Genomic DNA, 23,675 nt, shown 5'->3' on the forward strand with positions numbered 1-23,675 from the left:
GACGACACGTGGCACTACGCGCAAGGATGGCAACAACGACATTGCTCACCGGGCTGCTGGCGGCTACGGCACTGCACGCCCAGCAGGAGCAGACCGAATCCGCCGATAGCGCGAATTCCAACGTCACCACCCTGGGCGAGGTGCGTGCACTCAAGCCAGAGGACGAGGTACCGGTGGACCTGTATCGCTTCAAGTCCCCGGTGCAGCCCGAACCGAATGCCTTCAACCGCAGCTGGCGCGAGCCACCCTCGCTGCAGGAGGTGGGCATGCGCGGCGGCTACGTGATGATGGGCATCAACTACGCCATCGCCAAGACCGCGCAGGGCCTGCACACGCTGACCCGCGCACCGGACCCCATCCAGTCGGCCATCGCGCGCCCGCCGCCCGGACTGGATGCGGCTCAGCAGCGCCGCGCGCTGCAGTTCTGTGATCCGGAGCAGGGGTGCGCAGCGCCGGCGGGGGACTGAGCCGCTATCCTGACCACCGCCTCTTCGATCCTGACGCCATGTCCCTGCGCCCACTGTGCCTGCTCCCCCTGCTGCTCCCCCTGCCTGCACTCGCCAGCGACATGGCCGATGGCGGCAGCTGCCGCAACGGGGCGTTCCCGTCGGAGCAGGGTAATTTCGCGCAGGCCAAGGTGATCGGGGCGCAGCGCCTGTATCTGCTTGATGACATGAACGGTTGCCCCGCCAAGGGCGAGCCGGCCTGTCGCCACGGCACCTATGTCGTGACCGGCGACACCGTCATCAGCGGTCGCGACCTGGGCGGGTACCGCTGCGTGTTCTTCCCCAACAAGGTCGGCGGCAGTGCCGGCTGGGTCGACAGGACCCGGCTGCAGACGCTGCCTACGCGGACCCCTGCGCTGAAGGACTGGGCCGGGCACTGGCGCAACGGCGATGACAGCCTGGTCATCCGCGTGCAGGGCAACGCGCTGCAGGTGGACGGCGACGCGTACTGGCCTTCGGCGAACCCGACACTGGAACAGCGCCCGGGCGGCCCGAACCTGGGCCAGGTGGCCGCGAGCGCCGTCCCCACCGGTGCCACCGTCGTGTTCCGCGAAGACACCTGCGAAGTGCGCGCCCAGTGGCTCGACGACACGCTGCTGGTGGCCGACAACGCCGAATGCGGCGGCATGAACGTGCGCTTCAACGGGGTGTATCGGTTGAAGCAGCGCTAAGTACGCTCCGACACGGCGAACGCTGCGTTCACCTTTTCCTCGATGCAACCACACTGATCCATCAGCGAGTCAAATGAAATGGGCGATCCATCGAGGAGTCCTCCATCGATCATGGATTGGTAGTCTGCGGCCAAGTGATCCCTGCCTTTTGAGCACGGGACGATGCGAAGACCGCCTTGCAGGACATCGGCGTACTGAATGACGCGGCCATCCACGGAGCGGCATTCGAAAAACATCTGTTTGTGGGCGACAACCTGCTGGCCGAGCTGTGGTTCAGCAATGGCGGCGTCGACAAACCCCTTCTGCTCGAGCCTGGCCATGTCATGCCAATGGCGCGCGTATCGCTCCGGGGTCTTGTCCTGAAGGCAGTAGACATGCGCGGCGGTAGCCTTCTCCCAGAATGTGCGCTCCGCGTGCATGACGCGAGGAACTGCACGGGGGAATTCGAGGTCAAGATATGCTGCTGCGTCGCAGGCGACCTCGACCTGTTGGGCAGGTTCACCGCTTGAACGCGCGCCGAACTCGAGCAGGACCACGGGGCGAACGTAGTCACGGCCGGCAGTGACCGGTGGATAGCGAAGTTCGATCTTGTCTGACGACGTGGACAGCGACAACGGGGTACTGCCTGCGTCAATGGCCTTCTGCAGCGCAGGCACAACGTTTGCCTGTATCCACGCGGGCAATGCCCGGCGAACCGCGCTTGTCCACTTCTTCTCCTGACTTCGGCTGGTGGGGAGCGGTTCCGTGACATCGCGCTCCGGGCCCGCGATCAGCTGGCGTATGTCGTAAGTGAGATCGACGTCCTCGGAGAACCGCTGGATCAGGTTGCCGTGAGCCTTGGACAACGAGGTTCCACCCTTGAACACCAGATGCTTCCCAAAGGGCTGCGCGAACAGCACATCCAGTGCCCAAACCACCCATACGTCCTTTTCCAACAGGTAAGCGGGGCAACCACTCGCCGTTGCCGCTGCCTCCAGCGCATCCCGGCGGTCCTGCTCGGACAACGCCAGAAAGCGATCACCCATGCGCTGACATCTGCCGGAGTGCTCTGCTCATCCACGCAGGCATATAGCGGGTGGAAACACTGGACAGCTCGGCCAGCTGGGAAGGGGACATGCGCTGGCTCAGCTGGGAGGCGACGGTCTGTGCGCGTTCCGCTCCCGCCCAGGCCATGGCACGAAGCGCCGTACCTGCTTCCCGGTTCGCCAGCGCCAGCTTCCAGCGCGGTGCGTGGCGGATCTCAACTACCTGACGGCCCAGCTGCAACCGGCGCGAGACGCCAGAGCTGAGATAGACCGGCCGCATCGGTACCTGGGTAGTCAGCCCCAACGCATTTGCGGCCGCTGCTTCCCCTATCACCATCGTTTCGCCCGCCTGCGACGCCAGCGAAGTGACGACCTTGTGGGGATCCGGAGCGCGTTCACCGAAGCGGGTCTGGATGGGTTTTACGTATAGGCCACGACCCACACGCATCAGGGCGCCGGACTTGGCCAGCCGGGATAGCGCCTGATCCACTGCGTTGCGCGACCCCAGCGAGAACAGGATGTCGGCCGACAGAATGCTGCCCTCCGGCATCTGGGCTGCCATGGCAACGATTTTATGGGGGAGCGACTTCATGCTCGCAGTGTGGACCTGTTGTCAGAACAATGCCACATCGATCTGACATAAATTACCTATCTATTTGATCGTATTAATAGATTTTTATTCAGAATCAACGCCCGGCGCGGGTTCGGCAGGCGGCGGCCGACGCCGTTCGAGCCACCACAACAGGCCGGCGATGACGATGAAGCCCAGCAGCCACGGCCAGCGGGGGCCGGGGACTTTGCCGGGCGTTGCGGCGGCACCTGCCGTCGCCGCGGCCAGCCGGCGTGCGGTGGCGGCGCGCAGTTGCTGCCGGTGCAGCGGTTGCGCGGTGGCCGGGTCGAAGACGTAGAACGCCTGCACGGTGTCGCCGTGCTGGAGCTGGTGCCAGCCAGGTTGCTGCGGCCAGTAGCCGGCGCAGTGCGCGTTGCCGCTGGCGGGATCGAGCTGCAGGGCGACCGTGCGACCTTCGGCGTCGCGGACCCGGCTGCCGCTGGGCACCTCGCACAGGGTCATGCGCTCGCCCGACCAGGGCGTCGCGGACTGCAGGCGAACGGCCGGCGCGCCCGGCAGCGCACGGGCCCCCTTGGCCAACACGCCCGACCACAGTTCGGCGTAGCGATCGTCGCGGCCGGAGAGCACCAGCCGATAACTGTCGGTCACCGGCAGCAGCGCCACGCGGCCACGACCGATGCCGCGCCAGCCGCCGACGGCGTTGTCCTTCGCATCGTTGAACAGGGCATCCGCACCCGGCAGCACCGCGTCGAAATGCTCCAACGCAGGCGGCAGCGCACTGTGCGAGGCGGCATCGGCCTCGTCGATCCAGGCGGTGCTGTCGCTGGACGGTCGCTGCGGGCCACGCCGCGCCTGCAGCAGTGCGGCCTCCGGATCGGCCTGCAGCTGCAACGGTGTCGCGCGGCTGCCACCGTTCACCGGCAGGCCCCAGCTGCGCAGCGCCTGGCGCGTGCCGTCGTTGAGCGGGCCGCTGCTGCGCACCAGCACGCCCAGTCCGTCGCGCAGCGCCTGCCCGACCAGGGTGCGTTGCGCAGCACCGAGTGCGGCCAGGCTGCGTTCGTCCAGCACCAGCACGTCGGTGACTGCGAGGCGGGCAGCGCTCAAGGCGACCGGCGCGTCGCCCAGCAGCACGCCGCCACCGGCGCTGGCCTGGGCCTGCACGGCCAGGCCGGTATCGGTGGCCCAGCGGCGCAGGTACTTCAGTTCCGGCCCGGGCGCGCCGGCGAGAATCAGCACGCGCGGCGGCGGTGCGGCGACGGTCTGCAGCGGTACGGGCACGCTGTCCACAGTGTGCTGCTGCGCATCGAGCAGGCGCAGGGTGAACTCGCTCCGCCCCACGGCGCGCGCGCTGCCCCGCAGGCGCACGTTGCCGCGTGCGTCCAGCGGCGCGCGGTCAACGACCACGCCGGCCGGGTCGAGCAGCTCGGCGCGTGCGGCGTCCACACCGCCTGCTCGGGCGGTGACCTTAAACAGTGCACCGGGTGCGGTGACGGCCGGTGGAGACAGTTCCAGCCAGCCGTGCGGCGCGGCCGGGGACTGCAGGGTTACCCGCTGTGGCAGCGCGACGTCGCGATCCCGCGCGGACAACCCGTCGCCCACCAGCAGCAGCGAGGTGCTGCCCGGATGCTGGCGCAGTGCGGTGGCCAGATCGGGTGCGCGCACGGCATCGGCGTTGGCGGGGGCCTCGGGCAGGGCGATCACGGTTGCGCCGGTCGGCACGGTGCCGGCCACGGCGGCGTTGCCGGTCAACACGATCAGCTGGCCGGCGTCCACGTTGCGCTGCGGCGGCACCAGGGTGAAGTAGAGCAACAGTGCAGCCAGGGCCTGCAACCCGAGCAGTGCGACGCGCCTGGGCAGCGGCGGGCGGACAGCACCCGGCGCCACGCGCAGGAGGCGCACGCTGCCCACGACGATGATCAGGGCCAGTGCAATGGCGATCCACGTTGCCATGCTCATCGCGTGCCCTCCAGTGCATCCAGATAACGTTGCGCCATCGGGTCGGGTGCGCTGCGCCGCTCCAGCTGTGGCAACGGACGCAGCAGCGCACGCCACAGCTGCGCACGCAACGTGTTGCGGCAGGTGGCGCAGTCCGGGGCCAGGCGCAGCTCCTCGACCGCCGCCGCCAGGCTGAGCGGATCGGACAGCCGTGATTGATGGCGGCCCAGCCATTGGCCCAGCGCGTCCAGGTCCGGCGTAGTGTTGGCGTCGGCCAGCTGCTGCCAGACCGCCACAATGGCTGGATCGGGTGCGTCCACCGGGGTGATCGTCGAAGTACGGCTGTCGAGACCGGTACGGTCACCGCTCATGCGGCGGCTCTCGTCGATGGGCGGCAGCTCCGGTCCCACGCGCGCCAGGTAGATGCGTTCGGCCTGCTGGACCTGCTTGATGAAGGCCAGCGCCTTGTTGGCAAACGGCAGTGCACGCTCCGGGCGTCCCTGGCGCAGCTCGCCTTCCGACGACCACATCTGGTCCAGCGCCGCCTTCAGGATCGCGCGGGTCTGCGGGTCCAGCAGGGTGGCCGCTTCGGCATGGTCGTGGGTGTGCCCGTATTCGGAGAGCACGTCAGTGGCGGCGCCGAACACCGGCGGGCTGTCGGCCTTGGTGGCGCCGTGGTCGTGATCGTCGTGGCCGGTCTGCGCACCGGTGGTGTCGTGGTCATGCGCATCAGCATGATCCGCCGCGGGCGCATCGCTGGTCGGCAGGGTGTCGCTGGTCGGCGGCGGCTTGGCCCCGCCTTCGCTCTCTTCGCCCAGGAACTGGCCATAGCGCAGGCGCAGGATGCGCTGGTCCACGCCGATCGCATCGGAGCGCTTCACGAACTCCTCGGCCGGCAGCTGGCGGTGCAGTTTGATCAGCGCCTCGGCGTCGATGATGATCTGGCGCTGGCTGCGGAAGTAGGCCGGCAGGGTCTTCTTGACCATGCCTTCCATGTCCGTCCCCAGCACCTGTTCTTCGCTGGGCAGGCGCAGGATCAGGCTGGTGCTCTGCGCGGTCTGTGCCGTCGGCGTGCGGTTGTCGCGCACCTGCAGCTGGGCGATCACGTCGTTGCCGGGTCCAGCGCCCAGCGCGGCCAGATCCAGCGTGCGCGCGAAGCCGCGCTGGGTTGCCGGCCCCGTGCCGCCCAGTGCGATGCGCTGCTCGCGGAAAGTGATGTTCTCGCCGCTGCCCTGGGCCAGGGTGAGGTGCAGTTCGGCGCTGGCGGCCACACCGAAGTCATCGCTGGCTTCAAACGCCAGCGACCATTGCCGCTGGCCGGGCGTGGCCAGCACCAGGGTGCGGTCCGGGGCGATCACGCGCACGCTCGGTGGCCGGTCGGGCACCACATCCAGGCGATACAGCTTGGGCGCGGCCAACGCCGGCTCGGTGACGATGCGATACAGCGTGGGCTTGGCAGCCTTCCACTGCGCCACCCAATGTTCGCCGTCGCGGCGCAGGTCAATGCGGGTGCCGTCGTGCAGCTGCAAGGCGGCCTTGCTGGGCTGTGCACTGAACCGCAGCGACCAGTCCAGCGCGCTGCCCTGTACCACCTTCGCGTCCAGCGTGGTCTGGGTGCGCAGGGCCTGGCCGGTGTAGGCCGGTGCCTGGATCTTCATTGTCGATGATTGCAGGCTCGGCGGCTGCGCCACGCTGGCGGCGGACGTGGCACGGCCGGTAACCACCGGCAGCGATGCGCCCGGCGCGGGCCAGCCCACAGCCAGCACGGCCACCAGCATGCCGCCACCCCACGACAGCGCCAGCCAGCGCGTTGGCCATGCGGTGCGAAGATCCGGTGGCGTGGCCTGCAACGCGGCGGTGATGCGCGCCTGCTGGCGCTGCTGCAGCGGATTCAGCGCGGCGGTATCGGCGAACAGCAGGTCGGCGCTGTCCTGGCTGATGGCATGGCGGTCCAGCTGGCGCACCAGCCAGTGCCGGTCCAGCCGCCTCGTCCGCCAGGTGGCGGTGCCTGCGGCGACCAGCAGGGTCGCCAGCAGTGCCACGGAGGCGACGCTGATGCCGGCCACGCGTGCGGTGATTGCGGTAATGGCCAGTGCCGGCGGCAGCAGCAATGCAGCCGTGGTCCACCACTGCCGGCGACGCGCGCGCTGCCATGCATGCCGAACGTGGTTCATGCGCTCGCCCCGCGTCGCGGTGCGGTGGCCATCCAGCGTTCCAGCGCGAACAGCACCATGATCAACACCAGCAGCCACGGAGCCAGATCACGCGGCTGTGCCAACGGAGCAGCGGCGCCGGTCAGCGGCACGTGCGCGGCGGCAGGCGCCAGCTGCGGCGGCGGCAATGGTTGCAGCTGTTCCAGCAGACGGCGCGGGAACGACGGCTCGCGCAGGATCGGCAGCGCGTCGGGTGACAGCGGCGCGGTGAACTGCAGTACCTGGCCGCGACCGAGTGCGTGGCGCACGACGGCGGCGTTGCCGCTGTCATCCCGAAGCACTGTCGACCCTGTGCCGGGCGCCAGGTTGGGCGAAACGGCCAACACGCTGCCGCCCGCCTGCACCCAGGCCTGCCAGACGGGCGGCAGCGGCGCATCGGCCAGCCACACGCCGACCTGACCGTCTTCCGGCGCGGCAGCGGCGGCGAGCGGTGCCGGCAGCGCCTGCCCGCTCCACGCGCGCTGCAGGGCATCCAGCACGCGCAGTGCCGACGGTGCGCTGTCAGTGCCGGCGACACGCAGCTGCGGCGCGGTGCCCTGTACCGGCGCAGCAGCCGGCGTGGCGACCGGGCGCCATTGCACCGCACGCGACAGCCGCGGCCGCTCACCATCCAGGCCCGGCAGCGGATCGGGGACGTACACCGTCAATGCCGTGCCCTTGGGCAGCGACTGATCCAGTTCGCGCAGCAGGCTGGCAAGCGGCTGCGCAGATGCAGGCGCCGCGTCCTGCAGCGGTGGAAATCCCGCCGCCAGCCAGCGTCCCTCGCTGCCTGCAGGCAGCGCCGGTGGGTTCAGCCCCGGCGCCACCACCACCCATGGCGGCGTCTCTACCGGTGCACCCTGCAGCAGCGGCCGTGCCAGCAGTACGGCCAGCGCGGCCAACAGCAGCAGGCGCACCAGCAGCAGGGGCCATTCGTCGAAGCGGATCCGCTGGCGCGGGCGCGCCTTCGCACGCAACCAGCGCAGCGCGGCGAACTCCAGCGGCGCGTATTGGTGGCGGCGCGCCAGGTGGATCAGCAGCGGCACCAGCAGCGACGCCAGCGCCAACAGGCCCAGCGGGAACAGCAGCGACAGGCTCATCGCGCGCTCCCCGCCAGCAGCCGCAAGGGCGCGTCCAGCGGTTGGTCGGTGTGCGTCACTACATGGCCCACGCCGCCGCGCTGCAACCGCGCCTGCAGCACGCGCTGCGCCTCGGCGAAGCGGGCCAGGTAGCCGTCGCGGATCGCGCGGCCGTCGCCCAGCAGCTCCTCGCCCGTCTCCGGATCGCGGAAACGGTGGCCGTCCTGGAACGGGAAGTCGCGCTCGTCGGCGGTCAGGATCTGCAGCTGTGTTACATCGCGCCGGGCTGCGGCCAGGCGCTCCAGCAGCACGGTGCCGGCGTCGTCGAACCCGTCGCCGAGCGCCACCAGCATGTCGTTGGCCTGCACCCGCTCCCAGACCGGGCGCAGCGCATCCGCGCCGGGCCACGCACCGCGTGCCTCCAGGCGGTGCAGCAGCAGGTGGATGCGGTCACGCTGGCGCGCACCGCTGCCGGCGGGCACCAGCTGCACGCCGTCGCCCGTGATGGCGATCAGGCCGAAGCGATCCCCCTGCTGCAGCGCCAGTTCCACGATGCAGGCAGCGGTGGCACCGATGTGATCCAGCCGCGACAGGTGGGGCCGCGCGCGATCGCGCTGGCGCGCGGATGCCGTCGCATCAACCAGGATCCAGATCGTGACCGGGCTTTCGCGCTCGGATTCGCGCACGAAGAAGCGGTCCGAACGCGCGTACAACTTCCAGTCGATCTGGCGCAGTTCATCGCCGGGTTCGTAGGCGCGGTACTGGGCGAACTCCAGCCCGGCGCCGCGGCTGCGGCTGGCATGCTGGCCGATGCCCTGCGCGCCGGTCGCGCGCCGCGGCAACAGCCGCAGCGCCTTGAGGCGGCTGCGGACATCGGCGGGGATGGCGATCGGGGCGTGCGCGCTCACGGCAGGCTCAGGCGGGGAAGGGCACGGCCTGCAGCAGGGCGGCGATCACATCGTCGGCGCTCTTCTGTTCGGCTTCGGCGGCGAACGACAACAGCAGGCGGTGGCGCAGCACGGGCGCCATCAACGCCTGAACGTCGTCGCGGGTTGCGGCGAAGCGCCCCTGCAACAAGGCGCGTGCCTTGGCCGCGAGCACCAGCGACTGACCGGCGCGCGGGCCGGCGCCCCACTTGATCCAGTGGTTGACCGCGTCGGGCGCGCCGGCACCGGGACGGCTGGCGCGAACCAGCCGCGTGATCCAGCTCAGCACGTCGTCGCTGACATGCACCTGGCGCACGGCGGCCTGCAGTGCGAGCACGTCGTCGGCCTGCATGACCTTGGGCACCGAACCGCTGCTGCTGCCGGTGGTCTGCACCAGGATGTCGCGCTCTTCCTGTTCGGTGGGGTAATCCACCCGCACGTGCAGCAGGAAGCGGTCCAGCTGGGCTTCGGGCAGCGGGTAGGTACCGGCCTGCTCGATCGGGTTCTGCGTGGCCAGCACGAAGAACGGCGCCGGCAGCGAATAGGTGGTGCCGGCGTAGCTGACGGTGCGCTCCTGCATCGCTTCCAGCAGCGCGGCCTGGGTCTTGGGCGGGGTACGGTTGAGTTCGTCGGCCAGCAGCAGGTTGGTGAAGATCGGGCCCTGCTGGAAGCGGAAGTGGCGGTGGCCGGTGCCGTGGTCTTCTTCCAGCAGCTCGGTGCCCAGGATGTCGCTGGGCATCAGGTCGGGGGTGAACTGCACGCGCCGGAACTGCAGTTCCAGCGCCTGCCCCAGCGAACGCACCAGCAGGGTCTTGCCCAGCCCGGGCGCGCCTTCCAGCAGCACGTGGCCGCCGGCCAGCAGGCCGATCAGCAACTGCTCCACGACGTCGTGCTGGCCCACCACGGCCTGTCCCAGCGCATCGCGCAGCGGCTGAAGCTTGGAAAGAAGGGCATCAATGGGGCTATCGGTCTGCATGGCACGCTCGCAACAATGAATGTAGAGCCACGCCCTGCGTGGCTGAAGAAATAAGCGAAACCTAATTGTTCAACGCATACATCACGATGTTCACGGCAAACCGCGTGTTGTCCTCGGCCAGGAACCGCTTGTTGCGCCAGTCGTAGTCCCACTCGCAACCGTAATCCTTGTTGCTGTAGAGCACCCCCAACCGGCCATTGACCTCGATGCCCTTGAGGTAATCGTGCACCAGGTCATCGCCCCAGCCGTTGAGCTCGAAGCCGGTGGCCGGTGGACCTTCCGGGAATTTGAAGAAGCTGCGGTACAGCGCGTGGTTGTTGGGCAGCTTCTTCAATGCGGTCGACCCAAACAGCTTGGCCATCTGCGCTTCGAACGACTTGGCGAACAGCCCGTCGATATCGTGGTTGCAGTCGTCCACGAGCACGAAGCCGCCGTTGCGTACGTAGCGCACGAAGTTCTGCCGCTCAGCGGCGTTGAACTCGACCAGCTTGTGCCCGGCCAGGTAGCAGAACGGTGCTTCCAGCATGCGCGGGTCGGACAGCGCGACCACGTGTTCGGTCGGGTCGACCCGCAGCGAGGTGTAATCGATCAGCGAGGTGATGACGTTGGACGGCATGCGCGCATCCACGTCCCAGTCGCCGGAGTCGTACTTGAGGCGGGTGAACCAGAAGTCGTACCGCCCGGCCTGGGCACGGGCGAGCGAGGGCAGGGCCGCCCAAGCGGCCCCGCCCAGCATCAGCCGCAGGAACTGCGCGCGGTTCATCGCCGCGCGCAGCCTCCGTAGCGCCTGCCGTTGCCGCGTTCCATCAGACCGCGTCGGACAGCGAGGTGAAGGTGAAGTCGCGCAGCTTCATCGGCGGAATCATCATCACGAAGCTGGATTCGTCGCCGGCCACACGCACTGGCTTGCCCAGCTCTTCGATGTTGTTGAGCATGATCACCGGCGATTCGTTGAAGCGGAAGTTCTTCACCGGGTACTTGATCTGGCCGTTCTCGATGTAGAACGTGCCGTCGCGGGTCAGGCCGGTGAGCAGCACGGTCTGCGGGTCGACCATGCGGATGTACCAGGTGCGGGTGACCAGGATGCCCTTCTGGGTGCCGCGCACCAGCTCGGCGGTGCTCTTGTCGCCGCCGCTCATCAGCAGGTTGCCCGGCGAGGCATTCGCGGTCTTGCCCTGCTTCTGCGCCCAGAAGCGCGAGTAGTCCAGGTTGGCGACCTTGCCATTTTCGATGATGGCCAGCTTGGTGCGCGGCAGGCCCTGCTGGTCCCACGGCAGCACCGGTGCCTCGGGGTGCCACGGGTCGGCGTACATGTTCACGCGCGGGTCGTAGACCTGCTCGCCCAGCTTGTTGCCGCCGCCCTTCTTGGACAGGAAGCTGCGGCCTTCATCGGCCGAGCGCGCATCGAAGAAATTCATCATGAAGCTGATCAGGCCCGCGGCCGCGGCCGGTTCCAGGATCACGGTGTACTTGCCGGGCTCCAGCGCCTTGGCTTCGGACGACTCGGTGGCCTTGCGCATGGCGATGCGCACGTCCTGGTCGGCCTTGAAGTCGGCGGCGTCCTTGAGGTTGCGGCCGACCCAGCCCGAACCACGCCCGTCTTCGGTGCGCACGGTGCAGGTGTAGTCGAAGTTGGTGGTGCGCTGGTAGCCGAAGTTGCCGTTGCTGTTGGCGGTGGCCTGGAATCCCTGGCCATCTTCCAGGAAGCCGGCGGCGATCAGGCCGTTGCCACGGCACGGGGCGATCGAATCGGCGGCGACCTTGGCGCGGAACGCCGGGTCGATGGCGGCGGTGGAAGCGCTGAAGGTCGGGCTGGCGGTGTAGGCCTGCTTGCCGATGGCCGGCAGGAACTCCGGGTTTTCCGGGGCCAGGCGGGCCAGGTCTTCGGCACGGCGGACCACGCGTTCCAGCGCGGCGTCGTCGAACTCGTTGATCGAGGCGGTGCCGACGCGCTTGCCGAAGGCGACCGTGACGGCCAGTTCGGTGTTGTCGACGATGCCGCTGGTGGAGACGTTGTTGAGGGCGAACCGGATGTTGCCGTCGATCGAGCCGGCCAGCACCGCGGTGGTCTCATCGGCCTTGGACAGCGCGATGACCTTGTCGAGGATGGCCTTGGCCTGGGCTTCGGTGAAGATACTCATGGAATAAAGGCTCCTGACCGGTCAGCCGAGGCTGCGCGCGGTGTTGATGACGTTGATGCCGTTGAAGCGCGCGGTGGACGAACCATGCGAGACCGCCGAGACCTGGCCCGGCTGGCCCTTGCCGTCGAAGAACGAGCCGCCCAGGCGGTAGTCGCGTTCATCGGCCACGGCACTGCAGGCGTTCCAGAACTCCGGCGTGCGGATCTGGTAGGCCACGTCCTCCAGCATGCGGGTGATCTTGCCGTTCTTGATCTCGTAGAACAGCTGGCCGCCGAACTGGGCGTTGTAGCGCTGCTGGTCGATCGAGAACGAGCCGTCGCCGATGATGTAGATGCCGTTCTCCACGTCCTTGACCAGGTCGGCCACGCTCAGCGGGGTCTTGCCCGGCGCCATCGAGACGTTGGCCATGCGCTGGAACTGCACGCTGGACCACGAGTCGGCATAGCAGCAGCCGTCCGACTCGGTCTTGCCCAGGATATGGGCCTGGTCGCGGATGGTCTGGTAGTCCACCAGCTTGCCGTTGCTGATCAGGTCCCAGCGCTTGGTCTTGACGCCTTCGTCGTCGTAGGCGACCGCGCCGAGGCTGCCCGGCTGGGTCTTGTCGGCGAAGATGTTGACCAGGTCGCTGCCGTACTGGAAGTGCTGCTCGCGCTTGTCCAGGGTGGCGAAGCTGGTGCCGGCGTAGTTGGCCTCGTAGCCCAGCACGCGGTCGAGCTCGAGCGGGTGGCCGACCGATTCGTGGATGGTCAGCCAGGTATGCGACGGGTCCAGCACCAGGTCGTACTTGCCCGGCTTCACCGACGGTGCCTTGAGCTTTTCCTGTGCCTGCTTCGCCGCGGCGATGGCGTCTTCCTTCATGTCGTAGGAGGAGCCGTAGTTGACCACGCCATTGGGCGTGAGCACCTTGCCCGCCGCCGCGCCGTCCAGGTATTCGTAGCCCATGCCCATCGGCGCGGACAGGCCTTCGCGGGTGCGGAACTTGCCGCTGGCCTTGTCGATGGCGGTGACCGTCATCGGCGCCCAGATGCGGTGCACGTCCTGGTCGATGTAGGAGCCGTCGGTGGAGGCGAAGTACTTCTGCTCGTTGACCAGGAACAGCATGGAGTTGACGAAGCTGGCGCCGGCGCCGATCGCGGCCGCATTGACGTCCAGCAGCAGCTCGACCTTTTCCTTGATCGGCACGTCCATGGCGTTCTTGCGGATCGGCGTCTTCCAGCTCACCTCACCCACGCCGGGCGCGGCGGCCAGCTGTACGCGGGCGGTCTGCACGCCGGCATTGGCCTTGGCGATGGCCACGGCCTGCTGTGCGGCACGGGCGACGTCGGTCGGGTTGAGCTGGTTGGTCGCGGCAAAGCCCCAGGCGCCGTTGACGATCACCCGGATGCCCACACCGGTGGATTCGGTGTTGACCACGTTCTGGACCTTGTCCTCGCGGGTGATCACGAACTGGCGCAGGTAACGCCCGATGCGCACGTCGCTGTAGGTCGCGCCGCCCTGACGCGCGGCAGCGAGCGCGGCATCGGCCAGGCGCTTCTTCAGCGCCGGGTCCAGCGTACTGTGCAGCTGCTCGGCGGCGATCACCTTGCCGAAGAACGACGGCACGATCAGGCCGCCCGCGGTAAGCCCGGTCAGGGCAAGAAAGTCACGTCTTTGCAAAGCCGCTCTCCATGTGAGTGCACTCAGCCCAGGCTGCGTGCGGTGTTGATGATGTTGATGCCATCGAAACGCGTGGTTGCCGAACCGTGCGACACCGCCGAGACCTGGCCCGGCTGCCCCTTGCCATCGAAGAACGAGCCGCCGAAGCGGAAGTCGCGCGCGTCGCAGATCGCGCTGCAGGCGTTCCAGAACTCCGGCGTGCGGATCTGGTACGCCGCGTCTTCGACCATGCCGGCGATCTGGCCGTTCTTGATCTGGTAGTACAGCTGCCCGCCGAACTGCGCGTTGAAGCGCTGCTGGTCGATGGAATAGGAGCCGCGGCCGTGGATGTAGATGCCGTTCTCCACGTCCTTGATCATGTCGGCCACGCTCAGCGGGGTCTTGCCCGGGGCCAGCGACACATTGGCCATGCGCTGGAACTGCACGCTGGACCAGGAGTCGGCGTAGCTGCAGCCGTGCGACTCGGTTTCGCCCAGCAGGTGCACCTCATCGCGGGTGGCCTGGTAGTTGACCAGGATGCCGTCCTTGACCAGGTCCCAGCGCTTGGTCTTGACCCCTTCGTCGTCGTAGCCCACCGCACCCAGGCTGCCCGGCGCGGTCTTGTCGGCGAAGAAGTTGACCCGCTCGCTGCCCCAGCGGTAACCGGCATCGCGCTTGTCCAGGGTGGCGAAGCTGGTGCCGGCGTAGTTGGCCTCGTAGCCCAGCACGCGGTCCAGTTCCAGCGGGTGGCCGACGTTCTCGTGGATGGTCAGGAACAGATTGGACGGGTCCAGCACCAGGTCGTACTTGCCCGGCTTGACCGACGGCGCCTTGAGCTTCTCGCGGGCATGCCGCGCGGCGGCGATGGCATCTTCCACCGGGTCGTAGGAATCGCGGTAGGCGGTGATGCCGCCCGGCAGCTGGATCTTGCCGCTGGCCTGGCCATCGAGGAATTCGTAGCCCATGCCCATCGGCGAGGACAGCCCGGCGCGGGTGCGGAACTTGCCGGTGCTCTTGTCGATGGCGGTGGCGGTGAACGGCAGCCAGATCCGGTGCACGTCCTGGTCGATGAACGAGCCGTCGCTGGAGGCGAAGTACTTCTGTTCGTTGACCAGGAACAGCGTGGAGTTGATGAAGTCGGCGCCGGCGTTTATCGCCGCCGCGTTCAGGCTGAGCAGCAGGTCGACCTTGTCCTGGATCGGCACCGCCATGGCGTTCTTGCGGATCGGGGTCTTCCAGCTCACATCGCCCACCCCGGTGACCGGGGCCAGCTGCACCGGACGGGTCTGGATGCTGGCGTTGGCACGGGCGATCGCCGCGGCCTGTTCGACCGCGGCCAGGACCGCAGCCGGGGTCTGCTGGTGGGTGGCGGCAAAGCCCCACGCGCCGTTGACGATGACCCGGATGCCGATGCCGGACGATTCGCGGTTGGTGATGTTCTGCACCCGCGCCTCGCGGGTGATCACCGACTGGTTGAGGTAACGGCCGATGCGCACGTCGCAGTAACTGGCCCCGGCCCGCTTGGCCGCGGCCAGCGCCGACTCGGCCAGGGCCTTGTTGCGGACCGCGTTGCCGGGCTCGAGCAGCTGCTCGGCGGCAATCAGGCGGGAATGCGGCAGCATCAGGCCGGCGAGGCCCATTCCAGACAGCGTCAGAAACTCACGGCGTTGCACAGCTTGCGATTCCCCGGGTAGGCGCCAGCGACGGGCGGGCGACATGAACAGCCTTCGACTTTCGGTGGCGCCCGGCGGTGGCACAAGTGACTGCGGTCATGGTTGGATGCAGGTTCTCAGGACAATGTTGATCCGAGATGACCCAACAACGCTGGTCCGAGGCCTGTGAGCGCAATCGCGACCCGATCCTGGCGGTGCTGCGCCGCCACCTGCATGACCGCCGGCGGGTACTGGAGATCGGCAGTGGCACCGGCCAGCATGCGGCGTACTTCGCGGCCGGGCTGCCACATTTGCTATGGCAGGCCAGCGACCATCCGGACTACCTGCCGGGCATCGCCGAGCGCCTGGCCGAAGCGGCGCTGCCCAACGCCCCGGCGCCTTGGCCCCTGCAGGCCGTGCTGGTGCCGGAGCCGGGCCTGGCACCGCTGCCAGCAGAGCGGCTGGCGTTCGATGCCGTGTTCAGTGCCAACACCTTGCACATCATGAGCTGGGCACACGTCCAGGCACTGTTCGCCGGGCTGCCGGCGGTGATGGCCGACGATGGGCTGCTGTGCGTCTATGGTCCCTTCAATTACAACGGCAACTACAGCAGCGACAGCAACCGGCAGTTCGATGCATGGCTGAAGGCACGCGATCCGGAATCGGGGATCCGTGATGCCGAGGCGGTGGATGCGTTGGCCGCTGCGCAGGGGCTGGCGTTGATCGAGGACCTCGCGATGCCCGCAAACAACCGGTTGCGGGTGTGGCGGCGCGGGTAATCAGGCTTCGCTGGAGAATCTGGCAAGGCACCGCGCACAGCTGGCGGCGATCTCCTGTACCAGCGTCTCCAGGATGGGATGCGCGATACCTTCATCCTCCAACTGCAGGCGCTGCTCCTCGGCAACGGCAGGGAGCTCCAAGGCCATGCGCGCAAGCATCTCCATGGCCATGGCTGGCGCAAGGCGCATCGCGGTGGCGGTGGCCTGCCAATCACGCAGCGTGATGTCCCACCAGCGATAGTGGCTGCCAATCTTCATGGCGAGCTTGATCTTGCGCTTCTGAAGCTGTGGGTAGGGCAGGGCGCTGGAAATGTCGTACAGCGGCGCCAGGCGGACCTGCTCGCTGTCCAGAAGCAGCGAGTAGTTCTTGGCGTGGGCGTCGGTCCCGCCGATCAGGTAGTTGAATGCCAACGCGTTGAACAGCATTGCCACGTCCTGCTGTGGTTGGCTGCCGTGCTGCCAGAGGATATCGGCCAGGTCTGCCGCGCCCGGCCCACCCTGATTCTGGTATTTGATCTGCGGCATGACGCCCAGCGCCTGGCAGAAGTCTTCCTGATGAATGCGGGTCCATCCGTCGGCTGTACGCGCGCGGTCGTAGCGTTCGACGCAGATGGCGGACTCGCCCTCGATCTCGATCTTCTCCGAATGTGCGGCCGGCATGCCCATCGCGCGGGCCAGGCGCAGGCAGAACATCTCGTTCTCGACAAAGCCGCCGTAATCGCCGCCGGGCGGTTTGAGGATGTGCGTGGTGGGAATGCGGCCGCTGGGCACGGCCCAGCCATCGTCCAGTTTAAGCAGGGCAATCTTGGCCTGCGCACCGGCAAGACTGAACTGACCGATATCACCCAGCCAACGCCCACTGCCAACGTCGCGCCGGACCTGTGAAAGGCGCGAGGCGACCTGTGCGTCGCTCAGGGGCTCGATACCATCGGCTTGGCCTGCAATGACTGCCTCTACGCGGTCGGGGGCAACGAACTGGACGGCGCCAGCGCAGTCCTCGCCCACGTGTGCAAGCAGGGAAACAGGATTGCGAGGCGAAACGTGGAAGCGCGACGCCCAACCCTGCAGCGTGGTGTCGTTGTCAGGCAGCAGACCCCATGCGACGGCCGCTACCGCGCGGGGCGCGTGGAATGCGGCGGTCAGCGGCAGGCACAGCGACAACGGGAAGGCGCCGCCAGCGTCCCGCCAATCCGGGTTGTACGCGAAATTCGGGGTGCCGTGTGCATCCTGCTGCAACGTGCCCATGGGTACACCCTGCATCAGCACGTGCAGGCTCATTTCGTCGTCCGACGCTTACCCGCATACGGCTTGGGCGTCTCATGGACGCTCGGCGTCTCCCCGGTGCGCTGGCTACCGGTGGCGTCGCGCGCGCGTTCGAGGATCTGGGCATACGACAACGGCATGCGGTGGGGGGCTGCCCGGGGCGATCCCCCAGGAACCGCGCGGTGGTGGTCGAGGATGTCATCCAGCCCGGCGCTGGGGATCGTGATACGGGCGGCCTCCGCCTGCTGATCCACGGCAGCCAGCTTCAGGCCAAGCACGTTCATGACCCGCAATACCAACTGCAGCTCCGCACGCGGCTTGCCTTTTTCGATATCCACAACCCATTGGCGGCTGACGCCGCATTCAAAGGCCAGGCGCGCCTGGTCCCATCCGAGTGCCTTTCGGCGCTGCCGGATGATGTTGCCGACGTCTTCCGCTGTCCTGAACATTGTCATGGCAGAAATGTAAGCGAGCGAACACACTCCCGCAAGTGTCTTCGAACGTAGACATTTCAATGATAGAGGACAATTCCATCTGCCCATTCAATCATTATGTCATCGGTCGATTACATTTGTAGCAATGTCACCGAACGAAGACATTCGTTAAATGTCTCCGTTCGGTGACATTTCCCCGGCGTCGCCGGGCAACCTGTAGGTTGCCTTTTGCAAAGGCAGCCTATGTCTCGCGTTCCGTGTTGGGCGGGGACGGGTTACGCCACCTGCACGATATGCAGCGCCTTCGGGTTGCGCCACTGCGCCAGCAGCGTCGCTTCGCGGGCCTTGGCCTTGTGCAGGTGCGCTTCCTTGACGTGGCCATAGCCGCGGATGTGTTCGGGAATGCTGGCGATCTCCACCGCCAGCGCCACGCGGTCATCGCCCAGCCCTTCCAGCAGCAGTGCCACGGTCTGCTCGTAATCGGTGATCAGCTGGCGCTCGCCACGGCGCTCGTCGGTGCGCCCGAAGATATCGAACGTGCCGCCACGCAGGAACTTCAGCTTGGCCAGCAGGCCGAAGGCCTTGAGCATCCACGGGCCGTATTCCTGCTTGATCAACCGGCCCTGGTCGTCCTTCTTCGCGAACAGTGGCGGGGCCAGGTGGAAGCGCACCTCGAAGTCGCCCTCGAACTGCTGCTGCAGCCGGCGCTGGAACTCGCCGCTGGTGTACAGGCGCGCCACTTCATACTCGTCCTTGTAGGCCAGGAGCTTGAAGTAGTAACGGGCCACGGTCTCGGTCAGCGCAGTGCTGCCGGCCTTGTCCCATTCCACCGCGCGCACGCGCTCGACCAGCGTGCGGTAGCGCGCGGCATAGGCCGCATCCTGGTAATCGGTAAGGAAGCGCACGCGGCGTTCCACCAGCTCGTCGAGCGAACGCGACAGGCGTTCGTCGTCCAGCGGCAGGAACGCCACCTCGCCACCACCGCCGTGCCCGGGCAGGCCGCGCAGTTCGCGCTCGTCGCCGGTCTCGCGTGGCGCGGCGGTGGCGCCCCATTCGTTGCCTTCCCACTCGCCCGGCGGCAGGTCATGCAGCGGGCCCGGGGTGCGTTCGGCGTCGGTGTGGCCATTGCGCACCAGCCCGGCGGCCTGCTGCACCGCCTGCGGATCGATGGCGGCCAGGCGGCCCCAGGCGAATGCCTGCTGGTTCATCGCCACCGCCGCGCCATTGAGCTCCACGGCGCGCATCAGTGCCTCGAACGAGATCGGCACCAGGCCCTGCTGCCAGGCGTAGCCCAGGATGAACAGGTTGGAGGCGATCGCATCGCCCAGCAGCGCGGTGGCAAGCTGGGTGGCATCGAGCAGCAGCGGCTCGCGGCCGCCCAGCGCCACGCGGATGCCGGCAATGATGTCGGCGGCGGGGAACTGCATGTCCGGGCGGGTGGTGAAGGTGCCCGGCATCGCTTCATAGGTATTGAGTACCACCTGCGAACGCTCGGCGCGCACCTTCGACAGCGCCCAGTAGTCGTTGACCACCACCATGTCGCAGCCCAGCACCAGGTCGGCCTCGCCGGCGGCGATGCGCACCGCGTGGATGTCTTCGGGGGTGCGGGCGATGCGGATATGGGTGGTGACCGCGCCGCCCTTCTGGGCCAGGCCGGTCTGGTCGAGCACGCTGGCGCCCTTGCCTTCCAGGTGGCCGGCCATGCCCAGCAGCGCACCGATGGTCACCACGCCGGTGCCACCGACGCCGGTGATCAGGATGTTCCAGGGCTGCTCCAGCGCGGTACGGAAGGTCGGCGCGGGCAGGTTGGCAAGCAGGTCGCTGCGGTCGCTGCGCGCGCCCTTGCGCGGCTTGCCGCCGTGCACGGTGACGAAGCTGGGGCAGAAGCCGGTGGTGCAGGAATAGTCCTTGTTGCAGTTGGACTGGTCGATGTCGCGCTTGCGCCCGAACTCGGTTTCCTTCGGCAGCACGGACACGCAGAAGCTCTTCTGCCCGCAGTCGCCGCAGCCTTCGCAGACCAGCGAATTGACCACCACGCGCTTGGGCGGATCGACCAGCTTGCCGCGCTTGCGGCGGCGGCGCTTCTCGGTGGCGCAGGTCTGCTCGTAGATCAGGATGCTGGTGCCCTTCACCTCGCGCAGCTGCTTCTGCACTGCATCGAGTTCGGCACGGTCGTGGAATTCCACGCCCTCGGGGAACAGCTCGCGCTTGTTCCACTTGCCGATCTCGTCGCTCACCAGCACGATCGTCTGCACGCCTTCGGCGCGCATCTGGTGGGCGATCTGCGGCACGGTCAGGGTGCCGTCCACCGGCTGCCCGCCGGTCATCGCCACCGCATCGTTGTAGAGGATCTTGTAGGTGATGTTCACCCCGGCCGCGATGGCCTGGCGGATCGCCAGCGAACCGCTGTGGAAGTAGGTGCCGTCGCCCAGGTTCTGGAACACGTGTTCGGTGTCGGTGAATGCGGCCTGCCCGGCCCACGTCACGCCTTCGCCACCCATGTGGGTGAAGGTGTCGGTGCTGCGGTCCATCCAGGTGACCATGTAATGGCAGCCGATGCCGCCCAGCGCACGCGAGCCTTCCGGCACGCGGGTGGAGGTGTTGTGCGGGCAGCCCGAGCAGTAATGCGGTACACGCGGGAAGCTGGCGCGGGGCAGGGCCAGTTCGGCTTCCTTGGCATCCATCCAGCGCAGTCGCTGTTCGATGGATTCATTGCTGAAGAACTTCTGGATGCGGCGGCCGATCACCCCGGCAATGGTGGCCGGCGTCAGTTCGTTGGTGGACGGCAGGATCCACGCGCCCTGCTCGTCGTACTTGCCGACGATGGACGGGCGCGGACCGGCGCTGGCCGGCCAGTTGTAGAACTGTTCCTTCATCTGGCGCTCGATGAAGGCGCGCTTCTCCTCCACCACCACGATGTCTTCCAGGCCCTGCGCGAAGCGCGCGATGCCTTCCGGCTCCAGCGGCCAGGTCATGCCGACCTTGTACACGCGGATGCCGATCTCGGCGCACGCGCGCTCGTCCAGGCCCAGGTATTCCAGCGCCTGCAGCACATCCAGGTAGCTCTTGCCGGTGGTGACGATGCCCAGCCGCGCGCGCGGCGAATCCATCACCACCCGGTCGATGCCATTGGCCCGCGCGAACGCCTGGGCGGCTTTGACCGCATAGCGGTGCAGGCGCATCTCCTGGTCCAGCGGCGGGTCCGGCCAGCGGATGTTGAGCCCGCCGGCGGGCATCTCGAAATCTTCAGGCAGTACGATCCGTCGCGCGAACGGGTCCACCTGCACCGAGGCGGAGGACTCCACCGTCTCGGCAATCGTCTTGAAGCCGATCCAGCGCCCGGTGTAGCGACTCATGGCCCAGCCGAGCAGGCCCATGTCCAGGATATCCTGCACGCCGGCCGGGTTGAGCACCGGCATCATCGCGCTGACGAATTCATCTTCGCTGCCATGCGGCAGCGTCGAGCTGCGGCAGGCGTGGTCGTCGGCGGCGAGCGCCAGCACGCCGCCATGCACCGAGGTACCGGCCGCATTGGCATGCTTGAACACATCGCCGCAGCGGTCCACGCCCGGGCCCTTGCCGTACCACATGCCGTACACGCCCTGGACCTTCGCCCCGGGGAACAGGTTGGTCTGCTGCGTGCCCCAGACCATGGTCGCGCCCAGGTCCTCGTTGAGGCCGGGGGTGAACTTCACCCGCGCCGCCTCCAGGTGCTGGCGGGCGCGCCACAGTTCCAGGTCGAAGCCCCCCAGCGGGCTGCCGCGGTAGCCGCTGATGAAGCCGGCCGTGTCCAGCCCGGCGGCCTGGTCGCGCAGCCGCTGCATCAGCGGCAGCCGTACCAGTGCCTGCACCCCGCTCAGGTAAATGCGGCCGTCGGTACGCGTGTACTTGTGGTCCAGCGTGTAGCTGTCGTCCAGCGGCCCGGCAGGCAGGTTGGCGGAGGACGGCGAGGTGAGTTCGGCGGTACTGGTCATGGCTGGCCCGTGCTGACGGCTGGCACGGCCACCGCAGGCGGTGGCCGGAAAGGGCGGAATTGTAACAGTCGGGCTGTTTTTGCCCTTCGGGACTCGCATCAGGGGCCGTGCTGCGGTTAGGATCGGGGAGGGAGGTTGTTGTGACAACCTGGGGGAGTTTGTATGGCAGTGGCAAGAAAGATGCTGGCCGGCGTTGTGCTGGCGGCGGGAATGACCGTGTTCGGGGTGGCAGCGCAATCGTTGCCGGCATTGCAGGAGTTCTACTTCGACGATGACGTGGCTGCGGTCGCGCCCGTGGTCGTGCCTGCCGACAGCGGCGATGTCGTCGAACAGTTGATGAAACAACGCGAACGCGGCCGCAAGGCACTGGAAGCGACGGTGCAGCTGGCCAGCGTGGCCTACGCGCAGAACCGTCCGGAGCTGGGGCGCGAGCTGTATGCCGACGCCGAGAAGACGGCAGCGGCAGGAACCGCGCAGGGTCGCATGGTGCGCTGGAACCACGGTTGGGATCTGTACCGCCAGGGCGATGCCGAGGCGGCGTTGGCGCAGTGGCACAGCGCCCAGGCCGGCATGCGTGGCAACCCGTCGTGGGTGCCGCCGACCTTCGCGCTGGCGCTGTGGAAACTGGGCCGCAAGGACGACGCCGTGAAGTGGTACGCCGCGGCCGTGCGCACCGAGCCGCAGGCGTGGAGCAGCAGCAACGGCTTCGCGCAGCAGCTGCCGGCCTGGACCGACGCCGAGCGTGCCAGCCTGGCCGAAGTGCAGAAGGCCTGGGCGGCGCAGCCGCCGGCCTGGCCGTAATCGCGCGCGCTACCGGCGCCGGCTTCGACCATGGTCGGGGCCGGCAACGTGGTGGCTTCCGCTAGGCTGGGGCGATGGCCTTCGATGCATTCGCCCTCATTCTGACCATGCTCGGCCTGGGCATGCTGTTCGCGCGCCTGCGCGCGCTGCCCGACAACAGTGCCGAGGTGCTCAACCGGGTCGTGCTGCTGGTGTGCCTGCCGGCGGCGGTGCTGACCTACGTGCCCCGCCTGCAACTGGATGTCAGCCTGATCGGGCTGATGGCCACGCCCTGGCTGTTGATGCTGGCAACGGTGGCGCTGGTGAGCCTGGCCACGCGCGTGTTCGGCTTCGCCCGCGACGTGCACGCGGTGCTGCTCATCTGCGTGGCCTTGGCCAATTCCAGCTTCATCGGCTATCCCATGGTGCGCGCGCTGCTCGGTGACCACGCATTGCCCTATGCCGTGGTCTACGACCAGTTCGGCACCTTCGTGCTGCTGTCCACGTTCGGGCTGTATGTGATTGCGCGCTACAGCGGCGACACACCGCCCACCGCCCGCCAGGTGCTGGGCCGCATCGCCCGCTTCCCGCCGCTGTGGGCGTTGTTGTTCGCGCTCACCCTGATGCCGGTGCAGCCCCCGGGCTGGATCGGCACCGGGCTCAAGCAGTTGGCCGACGCGATGCTGCCCCTGGTGATGCTGGCGGTGGGGTTGTCGATCCGGCTTCGGCTCTCGCGTGGGGAGCTCGCGCCGCTGGGGATCGGACTGGTGCTGAAACTGGTGCTGATGCCCGCACTGGCGCTGCCGATCGCCTGGGCCTTCGGCCTGCAGGGCACCCTGCTGCAGGTCAACGTGCTGGAGTCGGCGATGCCGACCATGATCACCGCCGCGGCCCTGGCGATCTCGCACCGGTTGGCGCCACGGCTGGCGGCGGCGCTGGTGGGCTACGGCATCCTGTTGTCGCTGCTCACGTTGCCGGCGTGGGTGTGGGTGTTGCACCGTTGATCCGCCGGGCAGAGCCCGGCGCTACGCCCTCCGTAGAGGCCGGGGGGGGCCCGGGGTAAGATTAGGGCCCCCGCACCCGGGGCCCCCCCGCCCCCAACCCCCCCCCGCTGGGCAGGTTGGGCCACAACACCC

At 67.9% G+C, this 23,675-nt stretch carries 19 protein-coding genes; 5 read left to right on the forward strand and 14 right to left on the reverse strand.

Annotated elements, in window-relative coordinates; translation table 11 throughout:
* Window positions 1–26: 26 nt before the first annotated feature.
* A complete protein-coding gene (locus ACOZHM_RS06580) occupies window positions 27–467 on the forward strand; it encodes a hypothetical protein (protein WP_421568313.1) in 441 nt (146 codons plus the stop codon).
* A 38-nt stretch (window positions 468–505) separates the two neighbouring features.
* Window positions 506–1,177, forward strand: coding sequence for a hypothetical protein (locus tag ACOZHM_RS06585; RefSeq protein WP_421568315.1), 672 nt, complete (start codon window positions 506–508; stop codon window positions 1,175–1,177).
* Here ACOZHM_RS06585 and ACOZHM_RS06590 read toward each other — a convergent pair.
* The 11 genes from ACOZHM_RS06590 to ACOZHM_RS06640 all read right to left on the reverse strand — a co-directional run bounded on the left by ACOZHM_RS06590 (window position 1,174) and on the right by ACOZHM_RS06640 (window position 15,330).
* A complete protein-coding gene (locus ACOZHM_RS06590) occupies window positions 1,174–2,202 on the reverse strand; it encodes a nucleotidyl transferase AbiEii/AbiGii toxin family protein (RefSeq protein ID WP_421568316.1) in 1,029 nt (342 codons plus the stop codon). The two genes, ACOZHM_RS06585 and ACOZHM_RS06590, sit on opposite strands and share 4 nt — an antisense overlap.
* Complete coding sequence (locus ACOZHM_RS06595) at window positions 2,195–2,794, reverse strand: DUF6088 family protein (protein ID WP_421568318.1); 600 nt, start codon at window positions 2,792–2,794, stop codon at window positions 2,195–2,197. Before ACOZHM_RS06595 ends, ACOZHM_RS06590 begins: the two co-directional genes overlap by 8 nt.
* Window positions 2,795–2,878: 84 nt before the next feature.
* On the reverse strand, window positions 2,879–4,729 hold the full coding sequence (locus ACOZHM_RS06600; RefSeq protein WP_421568319.1) for a hypothetical protein: 1,851 nt from the start codon (window positions 4,727–4,729) through the stop codon (window positions 2,879–2,881).
* Entirely contained in the window at window positions 4,726–6,882 is a 2,157-nt protein-coding gene (locus ACOZHM_RS06605) for a hypothetical protein (RefSeq protein WP_421568321.1), read from the reverse strand. Before ACOZHM_RS06605 ends, ACOZHM_RS06600 begins: the two co-directional genes overlap by 4 nt.
* The gene (locus tag ACOZHM_RS06610; protein WP_421568322.1) at window positions 6,879–8,000 is read right to left on the reverse strand and encodes a BatA domain-containing protein; all 1,122 of its coding nucleotides are present in this window, start codon (window positions 7,998–8,000) and stop codon (window positions 6,879–6,881) included. The genes ACOZHM_RS06605 and ACOZHM_RS06610 overlap by 4 nt, the downstream gene beginning before the upstream one ends.
* Window positions 7,997–8,887, reverse strand: coding sequence for a DUF58 domain-containing protein (locus ACOZHM_RS06615; RefSeq protein ID WP_421568323.1), 891 nt, complete (start codon window positions 8,885–8,887; stop codon window positions 7,997–7,999). Before ACOZHM_RS06615 ends, ACOZHM_RS06610 begins: the two co-directional genes overlap by 4 nt.
* A gap of 7 nt (window positions 8,888–8,894) precedes the next feature.
* Window positions 8,895–9,881, reverse strand: a complete 987-nt coding sequence (locus ACOZHM_RS06620; protein WP_421568325.1) for an AAA family ATPase — start codon at window positions 9,879–9,881, stop codon at window positions 8,895–8,897.
* Between the two features lie 61 nt (window positions 9,882–9,942).
* Window positions 9,943–10,644: a DUF4159 domain-containing protein gene (locus tag ACOZHM_RS06625; protein WP_421568326.1), complete on the reverse strand. Its 702-nt coding sequence runs from the start codon at window positions 10,642–10,644 to the stop codon at window positions 9,943–9,945.
* 43 nt (window positions 10,645–10,687) lie between these two features.
* The gene (locus tag ACOZHM_RS06630; protein WP_421568328.1) at window positions 10,688–12,022 is read right to left on the reverse strand and encodes a TldD/PmbA family protein; all 1,335 of its coding nucleotides are present in this window, start codon (window positions 12,020–12,022) and stop codon (window positions 10,688–10,690) included.
* A gap of 21 nt (window positions 12,023–12,043) precedes the next feature.
* Window positions 12,044–13,678 (reverse strand): TldD/PmbA family protein, encoded by a 1,635-nt coding sequence (locus ACOZHM_RS06635; protein WP_421568330.1) that lies wholly within the window; start codon window positions 13,676–13,678, stop codon window positions 12,044–12,046.
* 23 nt (window positions 13,679–13,701) lie between these two features.
* Window positions 13,702–15,330, reverse strand: a complete 1,629-nt coding sequence (locus ACOZHM_RS06640) for a TldD/PmbA family protein (RefSeq protein WP_421568331.1) — start codon at window positions 15,328–15,330, stop codon at window positions 13,702–13,704.
* A 137-nt stretch (window positions 15,331–15,467) separates the two neighbouring features.
* Here ACOZHM_RS06640 and ACOZHM_RS06645 point away from each other — a divergent pair, with 137 nt between their 5' ends.
* The gene (locus tag ACOZHM_RS06645; RefSeq protein ID WP_421568333.1) at window positions 15,468–16,088 is read left to right on the forward strand and encodes a DUF938 domain-containing protein; all 621 of its coding nucleotides are present in this window, start codon (window positions 15,468–15,470) and stop codon (window positions 16,086–16,088) included.
* On the opposite strand, the gene ACOZHM_RS06650 is transcribed toward ACOZHM_RS06645, so the two are convergent.
* From ACOZHM_RS06650 to ACOZHM_RS06660, 3 genes are all read right to left on the reverse strand, one after another.
* Entirely contained in the window at window positions 16,089–17,366 is a 1,278-nt protein-coding gene (locus tag ACOZHM_RS06650) for a type II toxin-antitoxin system HipA family toxin (RefSeq protein ID WP_421568334.1), read from the reverse strand.
* Window positions 17,363–17,806: a helix-turn-helix transcriptional regulator gene (locus tag ACOZHM_RS06655; RefSeq protein WP_421568335.1), complete on the reverse strand. Its 444-nt coding sequence runs from the start codon at window positions 17,804–17,806 to the stop codon at window positions 17,363–17,365. Before ACOZHM_RS06655 ends, ACOZHM_RS06650 begins: the two co-directional genes overlap by 4 nt.
* Before the next feature lie 254 nt (window positions 17,807–18,060).
* Window positions 18,061–21,759: an indolepyruvate ferredoxin oxidoreductase family protein gene (locus ACOZHM_RS06660; RefSeq protein ID WP_421568336.1), complete on the reverse strand. Its 3,699-nt coding sequence runs from the start codon at window positions 21,757–21,759 to the stop codon at window positions 18,061–18,063.
* A gap of 162 nt (window positions 21,760–21,921) precedes the next feature.
* Here ACOZHM_RS06660 and ACOZHM_RS06665 point away from each other — a divergent pair, with 162 nt between their 5' ends.
* Both ACOZHM_RS06665 and ACOZHM_RS06670 read left to right on the forward strand, forming a co-directional pair.
* Window positions 21,922–22,560 carry a tetratricopeptide repeat protein gene (locus ACOZHM_RS06665; protein ID WP_421568338.1) on the forward strand — a complete coding sequence of 213 codons (639 nt, stop codon included), beginning with the start codon at window positions 21,922–21,924 and terminating at the stop codon, window positions 22,558–22,560.
* A 74-nt stretch (window positions 22,561–22,634) separates the two neighbouring features.
* A complete protein-coding gene (locus ACOZHM_RS06670) occupies window positions 22,635–23,543 on the forward strand; it encodes an AEC family transporter (RefSeq protein WP_421568339.1) in 909 nt (302 codons plus the stop codon).
* The last annotated feature ends 132 nt before the right edge of the window (window positions 23,544–23,675 follow it).

Source organism: Stenotrophomonas sp. PD6, assembly GCF_049199305.1.
Classification (GTDB): Bacteria; Pseudomonadota; Gammaproteobacteria; order Xanthomonadales; family Xanthomonadaceae; genus Stenotrophomonas.

Excerpts from the sequence above, each read along its gene's own strand:
- ACOZHM_RS06580 (WP_421568313.1), top strand. The coding sequence starts at position 27 with ATGGCAACAACGACATTGCTCACCGGGCTGCTGGCGGCTACGGCACTG.
- ACOZHM_RS06585 (WP_421568315.1), top strand. The coding sequence starts at position 506 with ATGTCCCTGCGCCCACTGTGCCTGCTCCCCCTGCTGCTCCCCCTGCCT.
- ACOZHM_RS06590 (WP_421568316.1), bottom strand. The coding sequence starts at position 2,202 with ATGGGTGATCGCTTTCTGGCGTTGTCCGAGCAGGACCGCCGGGATGCG.
- ACOZHM_RS06595 (WP_421568318.1), bottom strand. The coding sequence starts at position 2,794 with ATGAAGTCGCTCCCCCATAAAATCGTTGCCATGGCAGCCCAGATGCCG.
- ACOZHM_RS06600 (WP_421568319.1), bottom strand. The coding sequence starts at position 4,729 with ATGAGCATGGCAACGTGGATCGCCATTGCACTGGCCCTGATCATCGTC.
- ACOZHM_RS06605 (WP_421568321.1), bottom strand. The coding sequence starts at position 6,882 with ATGAACCACGTTCGGCATGCATGGCAGCGCGCGCGTCGCCGGCAGTGG.
- ACOZHM_RS06610 (WP_421568322.1), bottom strand. The coding sequence starts at position 8,000 with ATGAGCCTGTCGCTGCTGTTCCCGCTGGGCCTGTTGGCGCTGGCGTCG.
- ACOZHM_RS06620 (WP_421568325.1), bottom strand. The coding sequence starts at position 9,881 with ATGCAGACCGATAGCCCCATTGATGCCCTTCTTTCCAAGCTTCAGCCG.
- ACOZHM_RS06625 (WP_421568326.1), bottom strand. The coding sequence starts at position 10,644 with ATGAACCGCGCGCAGTTCCTGCGGCTGATGCTGGGCGGGGCCGCTTGG.
- ACOZHM_RS06630 (WP_421568328.1), bottom strand. The coding sequence starts at position 12,022 with ATGAGTATCTTCACCGAAGCCCAGGCCAAGGCCATCCTCGACAAGGTC.
- ACOZHM_RS06645 (WP_421568333.1), top strand. The coding sequence starts at position 15,468 with ATGACCCAACAACGCTGGTCCGAGGCCTGTGAGCGCAATCGCGACCCG.
- ACOZHM_RS06650 (WP_421568334.1), bottom strand. The coding sequence starts at position 17,366 with ATGAGCCTGCACGTGCTGATGCAGGGTGTACCCATGGGCACGTTGCAG.
- ACOZHM_RS06655 (WP_421568335.1), bottom strand. The coding sequence starts at position 17,806 with ATGACAATGTTCAGGACAGCGGAAGACGTCGGCAACATCATCCGGCAG.
- ACOZHM_RS06660 (WP_421568336.1), bottom strand. The coding sequence starts at position 21,759 with ATGACCAGTACCGCCGAACTCACCTCGCCGTCCTCCGCCAACCTGCCT.
- ACOZHM_RS06665 (WP_421568338.1), top strand. The coding sequence starts at position 21,922 with ATGGCAGTGGCAAGAAAGATGCTGGCCGGCGTTGTGCTGGCGGCGGGA.
- ACOZHM_RS06670 (WP_421568339.1), top strand. The coding sequence starts at position 22,635 with ATGGCCTTCGATGCATTCGCCCTCATTCTGACCATGCTCGGCCTGGGC.